Annotated in this window: 11 protein-coding genes; 5 read left to right on the forward strand and 6 right to left on the reverse strand. The window is 39.2% G+C overall.

Annotated features, from left to right (window positions below; genetic code table 11):
- Positions 1-1,127: 1,127 nt before the first annotated feature.
- Together znuB and znuC are read right to left on the reverse strand one after the other, a co-directional pair.
- Positions 1,128-1,913, reverse strand: coding sequence for a zinc ABC transporter permease subunit ZnuB (gene znuB / locus GFK82_RS01110; RefSeq protein WP_226811093.1), 786 nt, complete (start codon positions 1,911-1,913; stop codon positions 1,128-1,130).
- Complete coding sequence (gene znuC / locus GFK82_RS01115) at positions 1,906-2,673, reverse strand: zinc ABC transporter ATP-binding protein ZnuC (protein ID WP_226811094.1); 768 nt, start codon at positions 2,671-2,673, stop codon at positions 1,906-1,908. Before znuC ends, znuB begins: the two co-directional genes overlap by 8 nt.
- Positions 2,674-2,746: 73 nt before the next feature.
- Here znuC and znuA point away from each other — a divergent pair, with 73 nt between their 5' ends.
- From znuA to dapD, 4 genes are all read left to right on the forward strand, one after another.
- Complete coding sequence (znuA, locus tag GFK82_RS01120; protein ID WP_226811095.1) at positions 2,747-3,721, forward strand: zinc ABC transporter substrate-binding protein ZnuA; 975 nt, start codon at positions 2,747-2,749, stop codon at positions 3,719-3,721.
- 1,541 nt (positions 3,722-5,262) lie between these two features.
- On the forward strand, positions 5,263-6,225 hold the full coding sequence (gene lpxM, locus GFK82_RS01125) for a lauroyl-Kdo(2)-lipid IV(A) myristoyltransferase (RefSeq protein ID WP_226811096.1): 963 nt from the start codon (positions 5,263-5,265) through the stop codon (positions 6,223-6,225).
- 947 nt (positions 6,226-7,172) lie between these two features.
- Positions 7,173-8,843 carry a glutamine--tRNA ligase gene (gene glnS / locus GFK82_RS01130; protein ID WP_226811097.1) on the forward strand — a complete coding sequence of 557 codons (1,671 nt, stop codon included), beginning with the start codon at positions 7,173-7,175 and terminating at the stop codon, positions 8,841-8,843.
- Between the two features lie 950 nt (positions 8,844-9,793).
- Positions 9,794-10,618, forward strand: coding sequence for a 2,3,4,5-tetrahydropyridine-2,6-dicarboxylate N-succinyltransferase (gene dapD, locus GFK82_RS01135; RefSeq protein WP_226811098.1), 825 nt, complete (start codon positions 9,794-9,796; stop codon positions 10,616-10,618).
- 873 nt (positions 10,619-11,491) lie between these two features.
- Here dapD and yhdP read toward each other — a convergent pair.
- The 4 genes from yhdP to GFK82_RS01155 form a co-directional block, all read right to left on the reverse strand.
- Positions 11,492-15,322, reverse strand: coding sequence for an AsmA2 domain-containing protein YhdP (yhdP, locus tag GFK82_RS01140; protein WP_226811099.1), 3,831 nt, complete (start codon positions 15,320-15,322; stop codon positions 11,492-11,494).
- Positions 15,323-16,288: 966 nt separating this feature from the next.
- Complete coding sequence (gene pyrC / locus GFK82_RS01145; RefSeq protein WP_226811100.1) at positions 16,289-17,410, reverse strand: dihydroorotase; 1,122 nt, start codon at positions 17,408-17,410, stop codon at positions 16,289-16,291.
- 206 nt (positions 17,411-17,616) lie between these two features.
- Positions 17,617-20,991, reverse strand: coding sequence for a ribonuclease E (rne, locus tag GFK82_RS01150; RefSeq protein WP_226811101.1), 3,375 nt, complete (start codon positions 20,989-20,991; stop codon positions 17,617-17,619).
- Positions 20,992-21,021: 30 nt separating this feature from the next.
- Positions 21,022-21,219 (reverse strand): hypothetical protein, encoded by a 198-nt coding sequence (locus GFK82_RS01155; RefSeq protein WP_226811102.1) that lies wholly within the window; start codon positions 21,217-21,219, stop codon positions 21,022-21,024.
- A 421-nt stretch (positions 21,220-21,640) separates the two neighbouring features.
- Here GFK82_RS01155 and rluC point away from each other — a divergent pair, with 421 nt between their 5' ends.
- On the forward strand, positions 21,641-22,597 hold the full coding sequence (gene rluC / locus GFK82_RS01160; RefSeq protein WP_226811254.1) for a 23S rRNA pseudouridine(955/2504/2580) synthase RluC: 957 nt from the start codon (positions 21,641-21,643) through the stop codon (positions 22,595-22,597).
- Positions 22,598-23,552: the final 955 nt, after the last annotated feature.

Below are 23,552 nucleotides of genomic sequence, written 5' to 3' on the forward strand. Positions count from 1 at the left end.
ATCATATCAGTCATGATAGACTATTCATTGAAAATAAAGAAGAACATGATGGGAGAATAGAAAGTTAGTAGATTTTATAAGAGTGCGCGGTTTTGAGATTCTGATGCTTGCTTAATAAGCAATAGCGAGGTAAAAACAACTGGAATCTACTTAGATTTACATGATATGACATGCCAACTGAACATGGGAATATCGGTAGTGACTCCATCATGTTTATAAAACACTATTGTGGGTTAATGTCTGATGGGTAAGTTTTCAACTTGATTAACTCGCAAGGTACCTCAAACATATTGTATGTATAATACATAGGATAGTTCTAGCAATTTAAACGAGTATGTTTTTCATTTCTTAATATCATTCAGATTCGAGAGTTATATAGATAAACATTCTAGATGGTATCCCGGTTTGAGAATATTAGAAGATCACTACACTTAGTATAGTATATTCATATTTACTATAAAATATATCATATATATCATATATATCATATATATAATATATAATAGACTTGTTTTTTCAAACATAAATGGATTATTTTTGTATGCGTGTTATCCCTGCTACGACAAGAGTCTTGTGGCAAGGTGTAGATCTCAGATCTTGTTTATAAGCTGACATAGAATACAGCAACTTTTGTCAAATGGATTCTTAAAAACTTCGAGAGAGTTATAGGTAACGCTAGAGCGAGAATAAGCGGTGTTATTCTGCATAAGCGATATTCTTTGTTAGACAAAACTCAATGAAAGATGAGTCATACAGGAAAAATACGCATATGTATTACGATAGAATGAGTACATGCTGCGTCTATGTAACCCAATCACAATAAACAAGTTCATTGGTATTGTTTTATAGAAGACATATAAGGAATAATGGGGTGGGATCATCTTACAACTGGTGATTGATGAATGGACAAGAAAGTATGGCATGATATGCCAATGCAATTTTAAATCGCAGCCAATGTTTGTATAATACTCTGTATAAATAGAGCGGTATTTTTGGCATCAGAGTCAGGGAAGAAAGATTTTATAACTTTACTAAAGGTTGCTTTCTAAGCATTTTTAGAGAAAGTAGTGAGAGGATTGAGTATAAATGTAGTCTTGGATAGGACATTCCATACACTCGAGTATGTGTTATAACCGCACTTTCAGAGTAAGACTCAGCAGAAATAGAATTAATGCACATAATACTATAGACGGGCCCACTGGTGTATCATATACCGCTGAAAACGCTAGTCCAAAAGTAATTGAGAGTGCACCGCCTAAGGTCGCGTATACTGCCATTTGCTCTGGGCTATGTGCACAACGGCGGGCGGTAGCGGCGGGAATAATGAGCAGTGAAGTAATAATCAACGCACCAACAAATTTCATTGCTAGTCCAATAGTCAATGCCGTGACCAACATTAATAGTAGCTTAATATGGGGTAAACGGATGCCGTCTACATGGGCCAATTCGGGACTTATAGTTACGGATAATAAAGAACGCCATTGACAGAGAATCAGCGTTAGTACCACTGTTACGCCTATACCCACCAGTAAAATATCCTGCGGTGTAACTGCTAGCAGATCCCCAAACAGATATGTCATCAGGTCTATTCGGATACCTTGCATCAGGCTCACTACTACTAGTCCCAAAGATAGTGAACCGTGTGCCATGATGCCTAGAAGAGTGTCAATAGCTAAGTACGGGAAACGTTCTAACCACACGAGCCCGAGTGCCATTGTTAGCATTACCCCGATTATTGCATAAAGAAGATTAATGTTTAGTAACAAACCGAAAGCGACGCTTAACAAAGAGGCGTGAGCAAGAGTGTCGCCAAAATAAGACATTTTGCGCCAGACTATAAAAGAACCGAGTGGACCAGTTGCTAGAGATAGAAGTACACCAGCGCACCAGCCAGGAAACAATAATTCAATCACGGCAAGAAGTTCCGTTTATATGCGTGCCCCCTACGATCTCCCCTTGTAGATTGTGTCGGTGGTCATGATGATGACGGTAAATAGTGAGTTTTGCTGCTCCGGATTGTCCGAACATGGCGATAAAATCAGGATGGGCGGAGACTACTTGTGGGGTGCCAGAACAGCAGATATGATGATTGAGACATAATACTTCATCGGTGGTTGCCATTACGAGATGTAAATCGTGAGAAACCATCAATATGCCGCACCCTATTGTACGGCGAATATTATCAATTAAGTCATAGAGTGCGACCTGTCCATTGATATCAACCCCCTGAGTAGGCTCATCCAAGACTAAGAGTTCCGGTGAATTGAGTAGGGCACGTGCCAGCAACACCCGCTGCATTTCACCTCCAGAAAGTTTCTGCATAGGCTCATTATTCAAATGTTGAGTTTTCACCTGAGCTAGCGCTGGCTTTACATCGCTTTTTTTCACTCCTGGTCGTAGGCGCATAAAGCGTTCTACTGTCAGAGGTAAAGTAGGGTCAAGGTATATCTTCTGAGGCACATAGCCTACGCGGAGTTTGGACTGGCGCCTTAATATACCAGTGTCGGGGATAACAAGGCCAAGCACTACTTGCACTAAAGTCGATTTTCCAGCACCGTTCGGTCCCAAAAGTGTTAGAATTTCTCCTTGACGCAAGGTAAAGGAGATATCGTGTAAAACTGATCTTTTATTAAAGGTGACAAAAACATGTTGAATGCTTACTAAATTAGTCATTATGATTACAGTTGTTAAATTACCGTGTTATTATAACACAATAATTTAATTTATTGCTGATGAGAATCTTGCTATGCCAGCGGTTATAGCCTCTTTTTTTTTGCGTGTTTTTTGTTCTGCTTTTCATTGCGTTTGTTTTATCATTGTTTTGGGAATAATATCGAGCGTCGATGGGCATGCTACTCTCGTCGCGTCGATTCGTCCACTAGGGTTTATTGCTGCTGCTATCGTTGCTAACGGCGTGATGCCGGTAGAAGTAGTCTTACCCGACGGGGCTTCCCCTCATCATTACACTTTGCGTCCGACAGATGCGCTACAATTAAAAAAACTTGATCTTTTAATATGGGTGGGACCACAGTTAGAAACATTTTTGTCTGGATCAGTATCCTCCTTGCCTTCTAAACGATATATCACTTTGTCTAATTTACCATCTATTATGCCTTTTTTACAAAAAACCAGCGAGGTATTCCATAAAGATGATAGGCAAGATGCGGATGGATCGGGTGAAAAAGATCAGCATTATAGTAGATCTAATATGCACGTATGGCTTTCACCTGCTATTGTGCGGCTTGCAGGTGAGGCGATTCATGATCGTCTTGCCGAATTAATGCCAGAGAAGAAAAAACAATTAGACGATAATCTTCGGATTTTTAATCGCTTATTGACGAAAAACGACAAAAACATCACTAAAATCCTGGAACCCGTTCTTGCCAAAGAGTATTATGTATTCCATGATGCATTTGGATATTTTGAAGAATATTATGGCCTGACGCCGTCAGGGTATTTTACCATTAATCCTGAAATACAGCCTGGTGCTCAAGCATTGTATAAAATCAGAACACAGTTACTCAAGAAAAAAGAAATTTGTATTTTTGCTGAGCCACAATTTAGACCAAGTATTATTAATGCTGTTATCCGTGGGACAGCTGTGCATATTGGTACATTGGATCCATTGGGGATGGGTATCGCTTTGGATAAGGACAGTTATGCACGTTTCCTATTACAACTATCGCATCAGTACGTGAGCTGCCTGGAGAAGAAGTCATGAGGATACTGATTTATGTAATAATCTTCGGTATATTTTATACAATCCACTAGCAACATCCGCATCGTTGACCAATCAGTCAATAGACATTACTCTATTCAGAGTAATTTGAAAATTAAACTGGGTATTACGAATAAAAGAGTAAATAAACGTCTTAAATCAAATGCCGATGTGACTGAATATTCAATTCTTATCAGGGTTTTCCCTGAAAAACAAAAAAATAAAGTACTGCATTGATATTGTAACTAACAGTATAGTTGCTCATTAAGCATTTTATCATGTACAACTGGTTATCATATACAACTTGAAAATAGACGACCCGGTTTCTTTGTGACTCATGTCTGAGTTATTTACATCAGATAAGATAAGATCAGATCTTGCTCGACCTGTAATTCATGTCAATTCATGCATTAGGGGTGATTTTAAGGACAGGATTACCTCGATGACTATCGGATGATATAATATCACTATAACCCGCCAGATAAAGGGTTAGTATGATTGCTAGCGCCTCTCTCCTAAATTTGACAAAAACTGTGATATTACACAGTAGTTAGTATACCAGAGTGGTGGATTTATCTTGGCTCTTGTCATAAATAGCATCAATTTTAAAATCTAACTTTAAGAAAACGCTATGCGCGAAGAGCTATCGAAATCAATTTCGGGGTATTTATTTATTATACCGTCGATAAAAATCATTATGATTTTGTATAGCTTCAGTATGCTTACCGACCCTAAAGAAATTCGCATTTCTTCTACTTTCAATCCGTGAAGGCGTAAACTTAGTTACGGGTTATCTTTCGTTTCATCTATGATAGGACGATTCGCTACGGTCAACAGGATATAACAAGCTGTGATCACTGGAAAATATGCTCAAATTAGGATAATAAAACATGAAGCGTCACGTTCATATTGATTTTTCTGGTAATACCGAGCGCTTTACCTGTCTCTATTTATATCATAAACTCTAAATTGACTAGAAAACAGTTAACTTCTTCACCGTTACCTAAAAAGTCTTCAATAGTGAAGATTTTACTGAAGATCTCAACTAAGTAAAAGAGATGATACCGCAGTTTTGGTTAAATTGATAGAGCACTATCGTCATCGCTGTTTAAAGTAATAACTTTTTATAATATGTTTATTTTGATGGTTAATGATTAGCTCCTCCAGCCATCGACTAGGTTTCTCATAAGATGACTAATGATAGATGTAGTTGCATTATTAAGTATTATTATGCTCATATCTCCATGGGTAGGCTATAATATCTTTTGGTATTAGACCTTTACTGCAGACAAGGAAAGAATCTTCACACACACGTAAAACGTGTGTGCTGTTGAGGATTGCAGATATATTCTTCTCTCTTATAAAGAATGCTGTTGCTGATTAAGGAATCAGCGATGGTTTATTTTTTTAATTTTCTGTACTTTATTACGGATTGTCTGTAGATGATGAAGGATTTTCTATATTCTTCCATATCCTTTTATTGGATATGATGGTTAACTATCGGTGTAGTATATAATTACTGATCAATTTTGAGAAAAATACTCATGAAAAATAAGCAGAATAGACAGATAGAATTCATCCCGATATTTAAAAGTGCGTTCTATTCGCCTCGTTACTGGGGGATTTGGCTTGGTATCGGTATAGCTACTGCTGTTGCCTGGATTCCTCCTCGGATGCGTGATCCGATGTTGGGGTGTTTAGGACGAGCGTTGGGACGGTTTGCCTATAAAGCACGTTTTCGTGCCCATGTTAATTTATCCTACTGTTTACCAGAAATTGATGCGGCAAAGCGAGAAATCATCATTGATGATATGTTTGCGTGTGTCACGCAGTCCACAATTCTGATAGCTGAGCTAGCTTGCCGTGATCCAAAACGAGTCTTGAGAAGAGTGCGTTGGCATGGGGCTGAGTTCTTAAATCAGTTGAAAAAGCAAGGGGGTAACGTCATCTTTTTAGTTCCTCACGGTTGGGCGGTTGATATACCAGCTATGCTGATGGCGGCACGTGGTCAGAAAGTGGCGGCCATGTTCCAGAATCAGCGCAATGCGTTAGTAGATTATATGTGGAACCGTGTACGGCGTCGTTTTGGTGGGCGTATGCACGCTCGTAATGACGGTATTAAACCGTTTATTAAGTCGGTGCGTCAGGGATATTGGGGGTATTATTTACCGGATCAGGATCATGGTGCAGAACACAGTGAATTTGTGGATTTCTTCGCTACGTATAAAGCTACACTGCCGGTTATTAGTCGATTAATGAAAGTCTGTAGCGCGACAGTAATCCCTTTATTTCCAGTGTATTACGGGCGTACTAGCTTATTACATATCCATATGCTTCCGCCTATGGAAGCATTACGAAACGCTGATGAGGCTACTGTCGCACGATGCATGAATCAAGTAGTAGAAACACTAGTTCGTCCGCATCTAGAACAATATGCCTGGGTGCTAAAACTACTAAAAACGCGTAAGCCTGGAGATCCTAACCCGTATCAATTACCTGTCCGCTGATTTTTTCTCTCTCGCCTGTTCTGGTCTCAGAATTTGTGGGCTGTTATATATCAGCAGATAATATGTTTTTGGAATTTTTAAAGGTTGATTGTGTACGCATCTTTCATAGAGAAAAAATAGTATTTCACTTTATATTTTTTGATCCAGAAAACGTCTAATAATCTAGTGGATGGGATTAAGGTAGGATAGGCTTTAGTTTTAAAGCATATTTTCTTTAAATGTATTAAATATCTAGATCATACGGTGTATTTTCAGATGTATTGATAGAGTAACACATCGCCCTTTATAAGATTTTATATAAAAGACCCATATTGATATTTGCTATGTCAGTGTTTTTTCTCAAGTGAATATGTAAACAGATAAAGATCTTTGAATCACTGATTTTATGCTTATATAGAGAGAGCTTGAATATTTCGGATGGCGTTGTGTGATCTTTATCATATTTGAATTTGCATATACCTCAGTAAGGTAAAGTGACAAAATGATTTCGAATGAGACTAAAATCTCAGTGTTACCAAAAGATCTCTTTTTTATTTTTTGTCGTTGTCCATGAAGAGGAGATTGAATAAATATTGCTTGCTTCGAAAAACGTGAATGTGTTCATGGCTGTGATATGGTTTCTGAAGGGGAGAGTTAAAAAAAAGGAGATGTCTCTGTGCAAGATAGAGTGTTTTGTTAATCTAATATGATAAAACTAAAATTTAGCGATATCTAATTAATTATTTAAAATCAAATACCTAGATTTTAGAGATGAATTCTCTAGCATTATCCTAATCCTTTTTTTCTAAAGCTTGGTACATTGAATTAAGAGTAAGAAAAAAACCCGTTTTTTATTTTCTTTGATATCTATGTAAGAGAAATTGCTCTAATTAGTATGTCTGTCCTAGCGTAGCATCTTGGAATATAAGAGCAATAAATTTTGCGCTGCGGTGTAGAGGAATATTAACATGAGTAAAACTAAAACTCAATTAACTAATTTCATTCGTCAAATTATTGACGAACATTTAACTTCTGGTCAGTGTAAATCGGTGCATACTCGTTTTCCGCCGGAACCAAATGGTTATTTGCATATTGGGCATGCTAAATCTATTTGTCTAAATTTTGGGATTGCTCAGGATTATCATGGTCGATGTAACCTGCGTTTTGACGATACTAATCCAGTTAAAGAGAATTTAGTATATATTGATGCTATCAAGCACGATGTGCAGTGGTTGGGTTTCAAGTGGAGCGGTGATGTTCACTACGCCTCTGATTATTTTGATATTTTGCATGACTATGCACTTGAGCTGATTGATAAAGGATTGGCTTATATCGATCAGCTTTCAGGAGATGAAATGCGAGATTTTCGAGGTACTCTTGTATATCCAGGTAAAAATAGTCCTTATCGGGATCGGAGCCCAGAAGAAAACCGGAGACTTTTTGCTAAAATGCGCAATGGAAAATTTGCTGAAGGTGACGCCTGTCTGAGGGCAAAAATCGACATGAGCTCACCATTTATGGTGATGCGTGATCCGGTGTTGTACCGAATTAAATTTGTTGATCATCACCAGACTGGTAAGAAGTGGTGTATTTATCCGATGTATGATTTCACTCACTGCATTTCCGATGCAATAGAAGGGATTACCCATTCATTATGTACGCTAGAATTTCAGGATAATCGTCGGTTATATAATTGGATATTAGATAATATCACTATTAATGTACATCCCCGGCAGTATGAATTTTCCCGGCTTAATCTTGAATATGCTATTACATCTAAGCGCAAGCTTAATTTTTTGGTAACAGAAAAAATCGTTGAAGGTTGGGATGATCCACGAATGCCGACGATTGCTGGTCTTCGTCGCCGCGGTTATACGGCAGCTTCAATTCGCGAATTCTGCCGACGCATTGGTGTGACAAAGCAGAATAACAATATAGAGATGGCTGCGCTGGAAGCTTGTATCCGAGAAGACCTAAATGAGAACGCTCCCCGCGCTATGGCGGTAATCAATCCCGTTCGAGTAGTCATAGAAAGCTTGCCAGTAGGCTACCAAGAGAATCTTTTGATGCCAAACCATCCGTATAAAGCAGAGATGGGGACCCGTCAGGTTATGTTTACTCGGGAACTCTATATTGATCGTGCTGATTTTCGTGAAGTAGCTAATAAGCAATACAAGCGTTTAGTGTTAGGTCAGGAAGGGCGCCTCCGTAATGCATACGTTATTAAAGCTGAACATCTAGAAAAAAACAACAATGGGCTAATAACTACTATTTATTGTCGACACGACCCTGAGACACTACATAAACATCCTGTAGACGGTCGAAAGGTGAAAGGCGTAATCCACTGGGTATCGGCCGCTCATGGTTTGGCGGCAGAATTTCGTCTTTATGATCGATTGTTTAGTATAGTAAACCCAGAAAGCGCTGAAGATTTGCTCTCTGCTCTGAATCCTAATTCGTTACTTATTTGCCAGGGTTTTGTTGAAGCGAGTGTGACAATGGCTAATGTATATCAACCCTTCCAGTTTGAGCGTGAAGGCTATTTTTGTGCTGATCCTTCTGACTATAATTCGTTTCGTCCAGTGTTTAATCGCACGGTGACCCTACGAGATACCTGGATTGATAAAGCAGGGATATGATTTTCTGTACTATTATTCGTTTGTAATCGTATAAAAAGCGGTATAATGTTTTTTTTCTTGCGAAAAATTGATTAGATAACATCTGTTATTAGTGTTTTTGATACGAGGATATACTATCCTCATCTTGAGGATGAGGGCATGGAAGAAACCAAACTGCTGATTTAAATAAGCAGTCTGATTTATTCTTTCTGTTAAGCATTTTAGGGCGGTGTAAATATACTGTAATATTCGACTTATCATAAACAGGTTTGTATTAGTATTAACGTAGATACGAACTTAGAAAGTTTGCAAAATATACGAACGTGTATATTTTGCAAATGTCTGATCAAATATCAGGTCTCGGCCTAGTGGTTTTTATGAATTTCTGTCTAACTTCATGATATGAAGACATCCCTAAATACACAATTCTTCTTTTGTGTTTTTATCAAGCCTGTTCCATAAGCATTGCTCATGGTGCTAACAGATAATAGCAAGAAATTTATAAGCTATTTCGCTTACAAAGATGCGTTGTTCAATTTAAGATATAACTTCAACTGATTTTGTGTAACTTTTAATATTTAAAAGCATCGTTTACTTAATACTGAATCTGAAATTAACAATATAGCTAATCGATTTTATAATGGTCTAAAGAATATAATGTATTATGCTTATTGGGACAAATAAGGTAGTAATTATCTTTACTATACTAGTTTAACTAAAATTAAAAAATAAAACACTATTTCGGTGAATAAAGGATATACGTAAACTTGAATTGCAATCATTTAATAATACATCTCGACTAGAGATTCAGAGCCAACATCACTTACCGAACAGAGAAACTCTCGTAATCTAAAGATATTCCAGTAGGAAAACCCCAATTACTCTTGAAGGAGTTATTCAATGTAAATAACCAAATAGAATATAAGTACTGTTGTTAATGTCCCTCAACCCGATCAAAAGGATAAGACAAGATGCCATCATTACAGCAGATTATTGAAACTGCTTTTGAACAACATACTTCAATAACATCAAAGAATGTCAGCTCCTCTACTCGAAATGCAGTGAATGAGGTCATAGCCTCTCTGGATAGTGGGGTGCTACGTATAGCAGAAAAAATCAGTGGATCTTGGATCACTCACCAATGGCTGAAAAAAGCAGTACTGCTCTCCTTTCGGATTGCTGATAACCAGTTAATGGAAGTTGGAAAAATGCGTTTTTTCGATAAAATACCTATGAAGTTTACTAACTGGGATCATGATCGCTTCCAGAAGACTGGGTGTCGCGTTGTCCCTCTAGCCAGTGTGCGCCAGGGCTCTTATATTGCACATAACGCAGTAGTTATGCCGTCTTATATTAATATTGGAGCCTATATAGATGAGGGAACCATGGTGGATACCTGGGCGACAGTCGGCTCCTGTGCGCAAATTGGCAAAAATGTTCATTTATCTGGCGGCGTTGGTATTGGCGGTGTACTAGAACCACTACAAAGTAATCCGACTATTATCGAAGACAATTGTTTTATAGGTGCTCGTTCTGAAATCGTCGAAGGGGTAATTGTACAAGAAAACTCGGTGATTTCCATGGGTGTATTTATTAGCCAGAGTACTAAAATCTTTGATCGGGAAACTAGAAAAGTGCATTATGGCTATATTCCTGCTGGTTCAGTCGTAGTGTCTGGTAATTTACCGTCTAAAGATGGCTGCCATAGTCTCTATTGCGCAGTAATTGTAAAAAAAGTTGATGCAAAAACTCGCAGCAAGGTTGGGATCAATGATCTATTACGTACAATTGATTAAAATTATTTATTAAGGATGATAGTCGTTCGTTTGCAATTAACTGTGAGACGATGCATTTATTCTAGTTGTAATAGATAGAATCTTTATGTTATAAGGGAGAACTTTCATATATCTGTTAACTTTACATATTATTGTTTACTAGTGCTACAGTGAAGATGGAAGTAATGTTTAATTATAGTGAGGTATATATATCGTGTGGTGTACTATTTATCGTATTTACTGGAATGAGAATAGTGGTTTTTCCGTGTATCACCTTTTTTATAGGTTATCTGGAATCCCATTCCAATCAAGATCTTATCCGGGTAATGTCTATTATCGATGATAGTTGTTCTATTTTTACAAGTAAAATTTTATCACTATTCTTCAGATTAAGATTTATAAAGAATAAAGTTCTTCTAAAAGCGATGACGAAATCTCATATGTTATCTGGAAGAGAAAGATTGCAATATCAAAAAGAATTCTATCAAAAGAGTAAGTGCATTTTTTACAAGGGATGACACACGGGTTGTGTGCAATATAGAAGCAAGATATAGAGATTGATATTTATATCAGGATTTATTTTTGTCGAATCTGAGTGAAACAAAATAAAAGATTGACTGTCCAATGACAGTGCTGATTCTGATGTTCACTAAAGTATGCATCGTAGATATTGAGCAGATCTTGGTTGCGCCTATAGAGGTATATAATTAAAAAAAACCTGTTGTGAGAAAAAGCCTATACTTTATAAGTAATTTAAATGATGTTTTATATGACAAGAAGTGTAAAAAAATCGTAACACCTATCTATTCATAAGGGGTCTAGATAATGATCCAGAATTAAAAATCTTTTTAACTAATCTACGGGAAATAAGTGTTGCGGTTGAATAAGAGGTTTTTATTTTAATCGTTGTTTCGGAATGCGAGGTTGGCGTAAAACCTCTTCTATTTTCGGCTTTGCCCAGTTTCCGCTTATATGATAACTAATAAGCGATAACTTATTCCATAATGGTGCCAAAACTCTACTGGCAGCAAAGGCTGCCGCGCCCATCGCCGGATTGATGACGCATGCCGTCGCCATACCAAGCGTAATAGAAATTTTTGGTGCGATTAAAGCTTCGATATCCACTAGGTGTTGAGTAAAATCTAAATTTCCCATCATAGCAATATCTGCTTCTAAGCCATCAATCAGTAGATTGTTAGTATGTAAAATTCCTTTATGTAATGAGGCGTTTCCTATGATTGAATCAAAATAAAATCCTTTCCCGAAAGCATCGTTGAAATCAAATTGAAATTTACGAAATAGCGCATCTAAGCTCAGTAAGCGTAGGATTCGCCCGGCACTGCTACTGGTGATATTCTCGATTTTTCCTTTTCCACATCGACCATATAGAACTCCATTTAAAAGCGTTAGATCTACCTGCCATGGCGCACCATGCCACTGTAAATTATAATTTATATTAAAAGGGGATTCACGAAGCGGTGTATCTATCCCGATAGAATCAGCTATGGCTGCAATATTTTCCCCTTCTACTCTCCCTCTCAGAGAAGTTTTATTCTCTTGATGATTATTCAGCCAATTACCTTCGACAATCAGACGCGTTCTGCCGTTATCGATAACACCGCCGGTCAGTGTAAGTTGATTCTGTTTTACCTTGATGTTGGCACTAACCCATCCTAAATTCTGACCTTGAATCCAGCACTGACGGCAAGTGACTTTGAATGTGGTAGGCCAGTTAGCAAAAATATCACTGTACCCAGAGCGTTGCTTCTTGCTCAAGGAGGAACTGGGATTGGCAGTGACGATGGAAAAACCTGGATGATAGTAGAGATAGTCTAGATCGGCACGCCAGTGTGCATTCTTAGTTATAGTTAAAATACCATGGATTTCTTGACCCTGTATAATAACTTTATTTCCCTGACTCATATTATGATCAGTCAGATCTAGATGATGCCAGGTTTGCCCGCCTAGTGTTAGATCTGAGATCCGTATTTTCAGCGTCTCTGGAAAAAAGAAAGGTATATCTGATACTGTACCTCGTGACGGCGGTAGTGATTGAAGTAGGTGTAGCCATTTATCTCCATCCAGAGTCTTTATCGATAACGTTAGAGCAGCAGTATCAGCGGGAAGTGGAGGTATCTTTCCATTGTCTGTCCACGCTCCAAACGCTAGTTGAACTTTTTTTCCTGGCAATAATAGCCATTGGCTATTAAAAGCATTAAGATTGTTCGTGTAGGCACTGAATGTAAAGGAATACATATTTCCTTTAGCATTTATAACAAGCGTTAAGGGCTGATTTTCTTCTTTATCGAATGGAGCAGGAAACTGACTCTTGATATTTTTTAGATCACTCCTCACTATAACTTCATAGTGCATTTTCCCTTTTACCGGTAAAACAACCTTAATATTACTTTCCCAGGGTATATGACCTTTCACTACTTTGGTCAGTCTATCTGGTATTAAAGGTAACTTTCTAAGTATCCAGTCTCCTTTTAGTCCAACATTAACGTTAAAGCTACCGAACTTTTCTCTCGTTATGAAATTCAACACTATAGGTTGTCCGAAGCATGTCCCGTCAAGAAAGGTACTGTCTATATTACGATTAGTATAATGAAAAGTACCGTTTAAATGCTGTAGAGTGATGTCTAATGATTTTAAATAAAGTGAGTTGTTCTCAAGCGTTATATCACCTGAAGCAGTCACTGCTGGACCGCTAAGTGGGATATCTAGATGCAGGTTTCCATGTAGTTTCCCTGAAACCCGAAGCTCATTGAGTGTTTTTCCAAGCGATGATTTAAGCGGTGTTTGAAGAAAATAGTTACGAACAGCGTCACCAGTGCCGCTGATATTGGCATCGATTAATAATTTCTTTTTAGAATAATTTGGAATGCTAGCGGTGACATTTCGACCTTTGGCTTCGCCAAACATAGTGTGTTTAGCATACATAAATAAACCATCGTTAACAAAATTTAGGTCGATTTCTAACCGCTTGAGGGCCGGCCAATTAGATTGAAATTGATACTCCGCATGTCTTAAAGGTAGCCATACCTGAAGATGTCCATCTTTATGTTTAAATGAAAACCGAGTGGGATTGCCTGAAAATAGCATGATGCCATTATCTACTTTGCCGTGCTTAACCGCACTGGTTAGATACTCCATTAAGCGGATTCCCATCAGTCTTGTGGGAAAATAACGTAAAGTATTGCTAGCGTTGTTTGAGCGTAGACCGGCAAGAACATCTAACCAAGGTTCCCCTTTTACTGGTTGATGAAAACAAAAATCACCATTAACTGATATTGATGGAGCTTGGGCATGAATATTACGCCCCCAGAGAATTAGCTCTTTTTTTAGATTATGGTGCCAATAAAAAGTCGCGCACGCATAAAATAAATTTATTGGTTTGCGAAACATCACCTGATAGGGTATTTTGCTATGTTCTATCGTTAACTGCAATTCTCCCGTATCTATCGAGCCTTCTACTGATCCAGAGATGTGATCCATGCCAGGCAGCATTTTCCAGCTCTGCCAACTGAGATCGTGCCAGCGTCCTTGAAAATGCGTGGCAACGACATTACTAAGTGGAATGTCTAAGATTAAGGTTGACAGTTCTCCATGTGGTTGCAGGTCATGCCAGCGTGCACATAGAGTTGGCGTTACGCATGAGATCAGCGATAGCAATGGTGTTAACCTTTCGAAAACAAGTCCGCTCGCACGCAGACGTATCTCACCTTTTGGATCTTGACTAACGAGATACCCCTGTGATGGGCACCAGTAAAATGATAGCGTTGCAGGTGCCCAGGCTTGACCATCTGTGGTAAGATCTATTGTTGGTATATCTATCTTCCAAGTATTCTCCTGTTTTCTTAGATGCAGCCTTATCTGATGAATATCAATCCAATGTTTCTGAACATCCTCTTCCCAAAGCATAGATCCCTTGTTGAGTAAAGCATCTGCGCTTGCAATCTTTCCGTTAGTGATAGTTACCCAACTTGTTAGACCAAAATCAGCACTCTTTAGGTTGATATTCTGTTTTAATAGTTTATTGAACCAAGGTTTACAGTTAAAATGCTTGGCTTGTAGAGAGATCTTGCCATGGTCTAGTACCTCTTTTTGATCATACAAATCTATTTGTATCTCGATCTCTCCTTGCTCTATCTGTCGACTGGAGAGGCGTATCTTTCCTTTAGCAAAATGGTGATTAAGGGTATTAAACCAGGTGACGTGTAGTAAAGAAAGCCGATTCTCTTCTCCTGATGGGGTTAGAACAGTGATCTTACTGCAGATCAGCATGATCTGATCAAACTGGCGAAGAAAAAAATCAAAAAAATGATAGGCCTTGACAAAAGCATTATGCTGATCCTGTTGTAACATAGTGGGGTTAACAATTACCTGAAGATTATAAAAGGTTGCATCTCGGAATTTCCAGCGCCACTGCAGAAGCGATTTCCAGATATCTAGAGCTAGCGTAAGGTGCTCTACATTCAGCAACTCGGTAGAATTCACAGCTTCCAGTCCTCTAATATCCAAAGTGATTCCAAAGGATTCCCAGCTAGCTTGGAGCCGGTTTATCTGGATATTGGTATGGAAATCGTGATTTAAAATTGCGACTATTTGTGGACGGAAGTGATTTAGATGCGTTATGGCTAGATTCAATCCGGTAACCGTCAATGCTACAAGGATGATAAGATTGACCCCGATAGCTATCAGGAACTTCGGTAATTGCTTCACGCCTATCTCCTTGCTTACTGTGGCATGCTTGGTACGTCAGATGTCATGGATCTTTTTAATTATAAATCTAACAGGTAGCAATGAGTTATATCGTTAACACATCCAACAGCTTTTAGCTATAGATTAGCTTTATCCAGACTTTGATTGCTATCTTCCAATGTTTCTACCTGTTCGCCTGTTGGTTATTCATGGTTTTTTAAGGGTATAGTTATTCTACTTCACCTTTAAGATAAAAATTTTTTTGCTTTTATAAACAAGGTGCACATGTATTTTTAGTAAAAATTTGACATTCTGTAATATTGTGTGTTTTTGAAGTCATTTCGCTTTAATCTTGTACAACTCTTTCAAAGACTAAAATGGCGTTATGCTCCTCAAGACTGATTGTGGCAATGCTTGATTGTTCATGGCAACACATTAACTTGATATGATCGCAATTTCTTGACTAAAATGAAACAGTAACTTTGACTATATCTGAATACTGTTTATTCAATAACACGGTCATATTTTTTATATTTTCTCTTTTCAGTGAAAAGAGCGCTCTAATAAGCTTTAAAACAAGCCATGGAATTTAAGTTTTCTTATAACGCCTTGTTTTTACAAGATTTTTTAAAAGGTTTGTAAATTTCTTTCCCCTACCTTTTGGCAGCCGATGGAGCGGTATAATGTAGAAATGGATAAAAATTAAGCGAGTTATAAGATTTACACTTAAGCAAGATAAAGTGATTGGGTTTCATTTCTTTTTTTTAAGAGATTTAGATCCTAACGTAGATAACCGAATGCGTAGTTTTAAACGTTTATGCTTAAGCTTTAGTTTTGTCTTTATTATTTTATTTATATCCTTCATGCTATACTTTTTAAGATGATTAAATACCGGTGTTTAAGATACTTCATTGTTAATGAAGTATATTCGTATCCTTTAATACGCCTCAAGTTTTATGCAAATGTTTTAGGAAAATAACTAGGCTACTAAGGGATGGATCCCATTATATTATCCAGTGAATTGACTGTATATTTATCAGCGTCACATTCACTGTCATTTAGTACGCTCCAATTGAGCAGCTGGCCAGCAAGGAAGGGTACTAGCGTCTCGAGATCGGAATTTATAAGAGGAATTGTCATGGGTTGGCGGTTTGTCTTACGGCCTAGTGTAATAAAATCTTCGTTCAGCGGTAAACCGTAAAAAAATGGACCATTAACCGAACAAAAAGCTTCTAAATGCGCTAGTGCACCGATCTCTTCGAATATTGTGGCATAAGCCGCTAATGCTGATGGGGCGTTAAAAATTCCTGCACAGCCGCAGTCTGACTCTTTACGCGATTGGGTATGCGGCGCGGTATCCGTACCGAGAAACAAACGATTACAGCCGCTTGCGAGAGCTCCGCGCAATGCTTCCTGGTGGATCTTACGTTTTAAGATTGGTAAGCAGTAAAGATGAGGGTGTAGGCCTCCCACTAGAAGATGGTTACGGTTAAACATCAGGTGTTGTGGAGTGATTGTAGCGCCCAAATAAGAATTACCGGCAAGCACATATTCAGTGGCCTCTTTTGTGGTAATGTGTTCAAAAACGATCTTTAGCTCTGGAAATTGGCGCCGAATAGGTTCCATGATCTTTTCGATGAATCGAGCTTCACGATCGAAAATATCGATATCTCTCCCGATCATTTCGCCGTGAATAAGTAGAGGCATGCAAAGTGTTTGCATTGTTTCAAAGAGAGGATACATTGCTGTAATGTTAGTAACAGCATGCTGGGAGTAAGTGGTAGCATTCATTGGATACAGCTTGGCTGCAGTAAATTCCCCCTGTTTGTATCCGTCAATAAGTGTTTTCTTTCTTAAGGTATCTGTTAAATAACAGGTCATTAATGGTGTAAACCGGTGTCCATTTGGGAGCGCAGAAACAATGCGTTTTCGATAGGCTCTCGCCTGCTCGAGAGTGGTTATTGGCACCATTAGATTAGGCATGATTATCGCTCGGCCAAAGTGGCGACTAGTATAGGGCAGCACTGTACGCAATATCTCATTATCGCGTAAATGCACATGCCAGTCGTCCGGTCGTCGAATTTTGAGTACTGGTGATTGTTGAGACATATTGTCTAGCTCCGGTTAAATTAGGATAAAGTTATTACTTTGCTTATGAAAGCACTTTATTAGAAGAAGTATAAAGAGAGATGCGTACTTTACCGTACCTTACCGTATTTTACCTTATCTTAATTTAATATCTTTATGACCTCATAAAGCAGATAAAAAGGACCCGCCGAAGCGAGTCTTGAGTTGGGGGTGGAAAAGAATATGCGTTAGCGTAGATCTGGTGAATCTGGACGGGTTTCTGGTGCGCTAGAGTGCCTGTCTGCAGTATGACCGCCAGCGCCGCCATTGCCTTCAAATAGGTAATTTTCTCTTTCCCAGTCGCCTCCTGGGAGAGACGAATCTTTATAATCCGGTAATATAGAGGGTGTAGTTGTTGGCGCGCTAGCATGACGCCTAAAACGAGTTTCAGGGATAACTAGCAACGAACGTTTATTTTCTGCATGTCTCGTATATTTGTTTCCCTGTACGGTTAGAGGGGAGGAAACTAGCGTTGTTTGACCGATCATGTCACTAGCTTCGCCTAAGATGGCTGCAGTTAATGCAGCAGCGTTAGAGAATAACTCCGGTGTTTCCGTAGGATTAGTTGTTTTATCAGAGAGTCGTGAGAAGAAGTGTGTTTCAGTTGATCGGGAGGATTTCTCAAAATCGCAGGTGCCTTTCTGTTTATCTTTAATAGGTGATGTCGTCTTTAAATCTACAGACTCTTGTTGTTGGTTGATAACGTGCGTTGTTAGCAGCATACTGCTACTAACAGTATGTTGGATCTGTTTTTCTCTCCACGGGGATTGAAGGGATTCAATTATTGGCAGTATCTCAGCATTATATGGTTGTGAAGGTACAGGATTCTTCAGTGGGATAAGCATTAACTGCGAGAGATGTTCGTGATTTAAGGTTTCTTTCATGGTTAAAGCTATGGCTGTTTCTAATGTCTGCTGCTGTTGCCCAGAAAATGCTGAAACTGATGATCGATGGACGTGAGAAACCACATGCGTAATTCCATCATTGTCTGTCTGTTGAATAGGACTGATAGGAGTAATAGGATAGCGAACCCATACTTTACCTGAGGCTATTTCTATAGATACCACTGCCCTGGTCATCGGCATTGGTGATACTAATAGATGAAGTTCATCACGGTAACGTCGCCGACGTTGTCCACTAACGCGTAGATGGCGAGGTGAACGACGTAAACGGCGCGGTAGCCCGGTTTTATTACCATTACGGCTGATATCCATGCTTCTGGACTGGAGCTCGTTGCTATTCTCAGATTGTAGATGGTTGATTCCATTATCTTGCCTGACTACTGCTGTATTAAAGATAACTGTGGCACTATCCGTGATAGTAGAAGTCAGGGTGACAGGGATAGCTGATTTATCGTCAAGATGAATTTTTTGATTCAGCGGTCGGCGTACCTGATGCTGCGGTAACCGCATCAGTTTATCGGCCTCATTTGTTTTTTCGCCACTCTTTATCTTTATATCATTGTTAATGATCAGAGCCTTGCTCTCCTGCGCGCTAGGGTCTGTTTTCAGCGCTTGCTGACGGCGATAGGATGGGGCATCTGGAGGTACCTCACGTTGTAGTGTCTCATTTTCTTCCCGCGGAGTTTTATTTATGAGATTACCCGTTGATTGTATAGCGGTGAAAGCTTGAATATGCCCTCGGGGGGGGTCGTTACGATTATTGTGTCGCTGATGATTCTCCTGATGAGCATGCTCAGGATCGCCATTATTGCGCTCGCGTCGTTCTTTGTTGTTCCTGTATAAAGCATGGAGTTTCTGACGCTGTGACATAGCTCCTTCGGGCGGTGTCTCGCTCATCAGAGCATCAGTGGAATCAGTTTCCTGTTGATGAGGTTGGGTACTAATAAGAGATTTGAAACCAGCAATGAGACGCCAGAATAAACTACGCGACATAAGAGTACCCGTAGAGGTGTTAGCAGAAACGGGCTTATCGCAGATCAATGAAGGATTGGGCATCATAAAATCCTCTATTGCCGGCTTTTCGGGACGCTTTCGCTCTGTAATAGCATCCTCTGATGAGTGTGTCGTCATCTCTACTTCATGAAGTTGCGGTAATAGATAGCTCAAAGTAGGGGCATCTTCGCCTTTTCTTACGCGTAAAACCCCATAATGTGGGGTCTGCATTTGATCGTTTGGGACGATAATTGCTCTCACTCCGCCTTGACGTTTCTCGATTGCATTGACTGCTTCGCGTTTCTCATTTAGCAAATAAGATGCTATGGGAACTGGTACGATCGCATGGACTTCATGAGTATTCTCTTTCAGGGCCTCTTCTTCGATTAGTCGCAATATGGAAAGGGAGAGGGATTCGTTATCGCGGATACGACCAGTGCCACTACAACGGGGGCAGACGTGATGGCTTGATTCCCCAAGCGAGGGACTCAGGCGCTGACGGGAGAGCTCTAACAATCCAAAACGAGATATGCGTCCTATTTGAATGCGGGCACGATCCTGGCGCACTGATTCGCGTAGACAATTCTCTACTTCGCGTTGGTGGCGAAGTGGTGTCATATCGATAAAGTCTATCACGATTAAGCCACCCAAATCACGTAGGCGCAGTTGTCGAGCAATTTCATCCGCTGCTTCAAGGTTGGTATTAAAAGCGGTTTCTTCAATATCGCCTCCGCGTGTTGAACGCGCGGAGTTAATATCAATAGCAGTAAGCGCCTCGGCAGTGTCAATAATAATAGAGCCACCGGAGGGTAATTTTACTTCTCGCTGAAATGCGGATTCAATCTGTGATTCGATCTGATAGTGGCTGAACAGGGGGATTTCTCCGCTGTAAAGTTTAATTTTACTATTAAAATCCGGACGACCCAGTGATACGATATGAGCCTTCGCTAAGTTCAATACCTTTGGATTATCAATTAGGATTTCGCTAATATCAGGCCGTAAATAATCGCGAAAAGCGCGAACGATAACATTACTTTCTTGATAAATTAAAAATGGTGCAGGACGTCCTGCAGCAGCTTTTTGAATTGCCTGCCAGTGTTTCAGTCGAAAAGCTAAATCCCATTGCAGGGCATCCGCAGACTTGCCAACGCCTGCAGTTCGAACAATCAATCCCATACCATCCGGAAGCTCAAGAGAGGATAAAGTTTCTTTTAACTCTATTCGATCATCACCTTCGATACGCCGCGAAATACCGCCAGCCCGTGGATTATTTGGCATAAGCACCAGATAGCTTCCAGCCAGGCTTATAAAGGTGCTTAATGCGGCGCCTTTATTACCCCGTTCTTCTTTATCTACCTGCACTATGACCTGCTGACCCTCCCGTAAAACATCTTTAATGTTGGGTCGGCTACTATAGTCAGAATATTGAGAAGGAAAATATTCGCAGGAGATCTCTTTGAGAGGAAGGAAGCCGTGTCGCTCTGCTCCATAATCCACAAATGCCGCTTCCAAGCTAGGCTCAATACGGGTGATTTTACCTTTATAGATATTGGATTTTTTTTGCTTGTGTCCAGGGCTTTCAATATCTAAGTCATATAGTCTCTGGCCATCCACCAGGGCGACGCGCAACTCTTCCTGTTGAGTTGCGTTAATTAACATTCTTTTCATCGTAACTTACTCATTTTTTATCTGTTGGTATCAGAGCTGCGGGTAAAAAACGCATGTCAGATAATCACCGAGGATCCCGTAACTTGGTGAAAAGTCGTCAACCTTACCGTGGTTCCTTGCTAAAGAGCGAAATATTTCGGCAGCCTGTTTTTCATAACAGAAAACGGCGTTTTTTACGGATAGAATAACGTCTGATAGTAATTGCCAGAACGGATTCCCATTACCCACCAAGCTGTAATCGCAGCCCGCTAACTGCTTGATTAGCCATTACATCTTACGCCATTGCGGCGTTTGGTCTACATCATATAAATTTAAGGTTTTTTCTGTCATGAATGAGACTATCGTTTGATAAGAGTAGAGCGTGATATATTAATTACCATAATGAGTAAATCTGGTTCATGTTTGATTTCTCGTTTAGTTGTTTAAAGTAAAAAAGCGTGGAAAGTAAACGTATTATTCCACTGGTGACAGGTGGATAGCAAGATGACTTTAGGCATCAATGATAGGTTTCAGACTTATCCTAAATGGCTTCTTAATCAGAGTGGATAACGAGTGAAGAGATTACAGAAGATATTTCACCCATGAACCCATAGTTAAACATATAAAAAGAAGTGGCGCTATGGTGTCGATATATTTACAATCTCATTTTATGAATGCGAATAAACCTAGTGGTTATTTTATCACCATTTCTCTAGATGCAGCTGGTCAGCGGACTGATAATTTTTTGCGTACTCACCTTAAAGGGGTGCCGAAAAGTATGATTTACCGAATTATTCGAAAAGGTTTGGTTCAAGTTAACAAAAAAAAAGTCAAACCGGAATATAAACTTAAACATGATGATAAAGTGCGTATTCCTCCAGTACGGCGATCAGAGGTAGAGAAGTCATGTATTTTTACTACATTAGATAATGTGGCGATATTAAATGATGCTGTGCTCTATGAAGATGAGGATCTTCTGATCCTGAATAAGCCAGCTGGTACAGCTGTGCATGGTGGAAGCGGTCTCAGTTTTGGCGTCATTGAAGGCTTGCGAGTACTTCGTCCCGATGTACGTTTTCTCGAGCTAGTTCACCGCCTAGATCGAGATACCTCTGGGGTCTTGTTGATAGCCAAGAAGCGTTCGGCATTGTGTTCTCTGCATGAGCAATTTCGTACTAAAGGGATAAAAAAAGATTATTTAGCGCTAGTAAAAGGTTATTGGAAATCCCGTTCTCAAAAGGTAGTGGCACCGCTACTAAAGAATGCGCTCACTAGTGGTGAGCGCATCGTGCGGGTTAATGCTGAGGGTAAGCCGTCAGAAACCCGTTTCAAAGTGGAAGAACGATTTGCGTTAGCAACACTTATTCGAGCCACTCCGGTTACTGGTCGCACGCATCAGATTCGGGTTCATGCCCAATATGCTGGTCATCCTATTGCGTTTGATAATCGTTACGGGGATGATGCGTTTAATCAGACACTAAAAGTGTGTGCCCTAAATCGTCTTTTTCTACACGCCATTTCGCTGTGTTTTGAGCATCCGACTAGCAGAAAAACATTTCGGATAGAAGCTCCATTAGATATAAAGTTAAATCGGTGCCTTCTTTATCTTCGTGCCAACAAGAAGTAAAAATGCTGGTTACGTGCTAACGTTAATAGCGCTTTTTCCCGCTTTCTTGATAAGAAACGGAGAGAGTATTGGTGGTGTTATATTTAAGGAGACTCGTGTGAAGTACTGAATCCGGATTCAGAACAAGCTCCAGATCGCTCAGTATGCATTTCTTTGTTTTTTCTATCTAGGTTGTGTATTTTTATGTTTGGTCATGTAAAAAGCACTTACATTTGTAGATAAATACTGTAGTAAATAGCCAAGTTCAACAATGATGCATAAAATCGCATACCTCTCATGAAAAATAAGAGGTTATTATTGCCATTACATAGTAATTCGGAAGTTAAGAACATAAGAGAGCCTACGAGAAAGTAGCCGGATTTTGTTGTAAATTTGTTGTGAATGCCGAGATATAAATCGAGATTATGTTGGGGTACAAAAATCAATATATGGCTGTAGTTTAATTTTGATTTCTAATATTAGAATAAAGATAATGGTATAAATTCCGGTAGAATGGCTCGATAATAATGCCTGAGGCTTAGAGGTACAGTAGTTAGCGAAGAGGGTCATCTGTACAGAAGGAGATGAAAGTATAGTCCTCCTATTTAGGAGCTTCGTCTCTCAGGTTAAAAAAGTAGTTGATACATTGTTGATTCTTGTTTATCATTAAATGTTGAATATCTATGCTGATTCTGAGTGCAAATTACACAAGAAGAGTTGTATGTTGGACGGTATTTATAATTTACAGATCTGGATAAAACTTATTAAGTTTTAGGAAAAATACCATAAAAATAGATATTTTATATAATGATGTGGAAGATTTATAAATAATACTCTTAGAAAGAGTATAACACTTAGGTAATATAAATAAAGCCAGGTTCCATGTTTGGAGTTTTTTCCTGGGTATGGAAAAAGTTTTATCTATATATCTAGAGATGTCATCACGATATTTTATATGGAAGTTTATTTAGTATCC

The sequence above is a fragment of the Candidatus Steffania adelgidicola genome (genome assembly GCF_020541225.1).
Taxonomy (GTDB): Bacteria; Pseudomonadota; Gammaproteobacteria; order Enterobacterales; family Enterobacteriaceae; genus Steffania; species Steffania adelgidicola.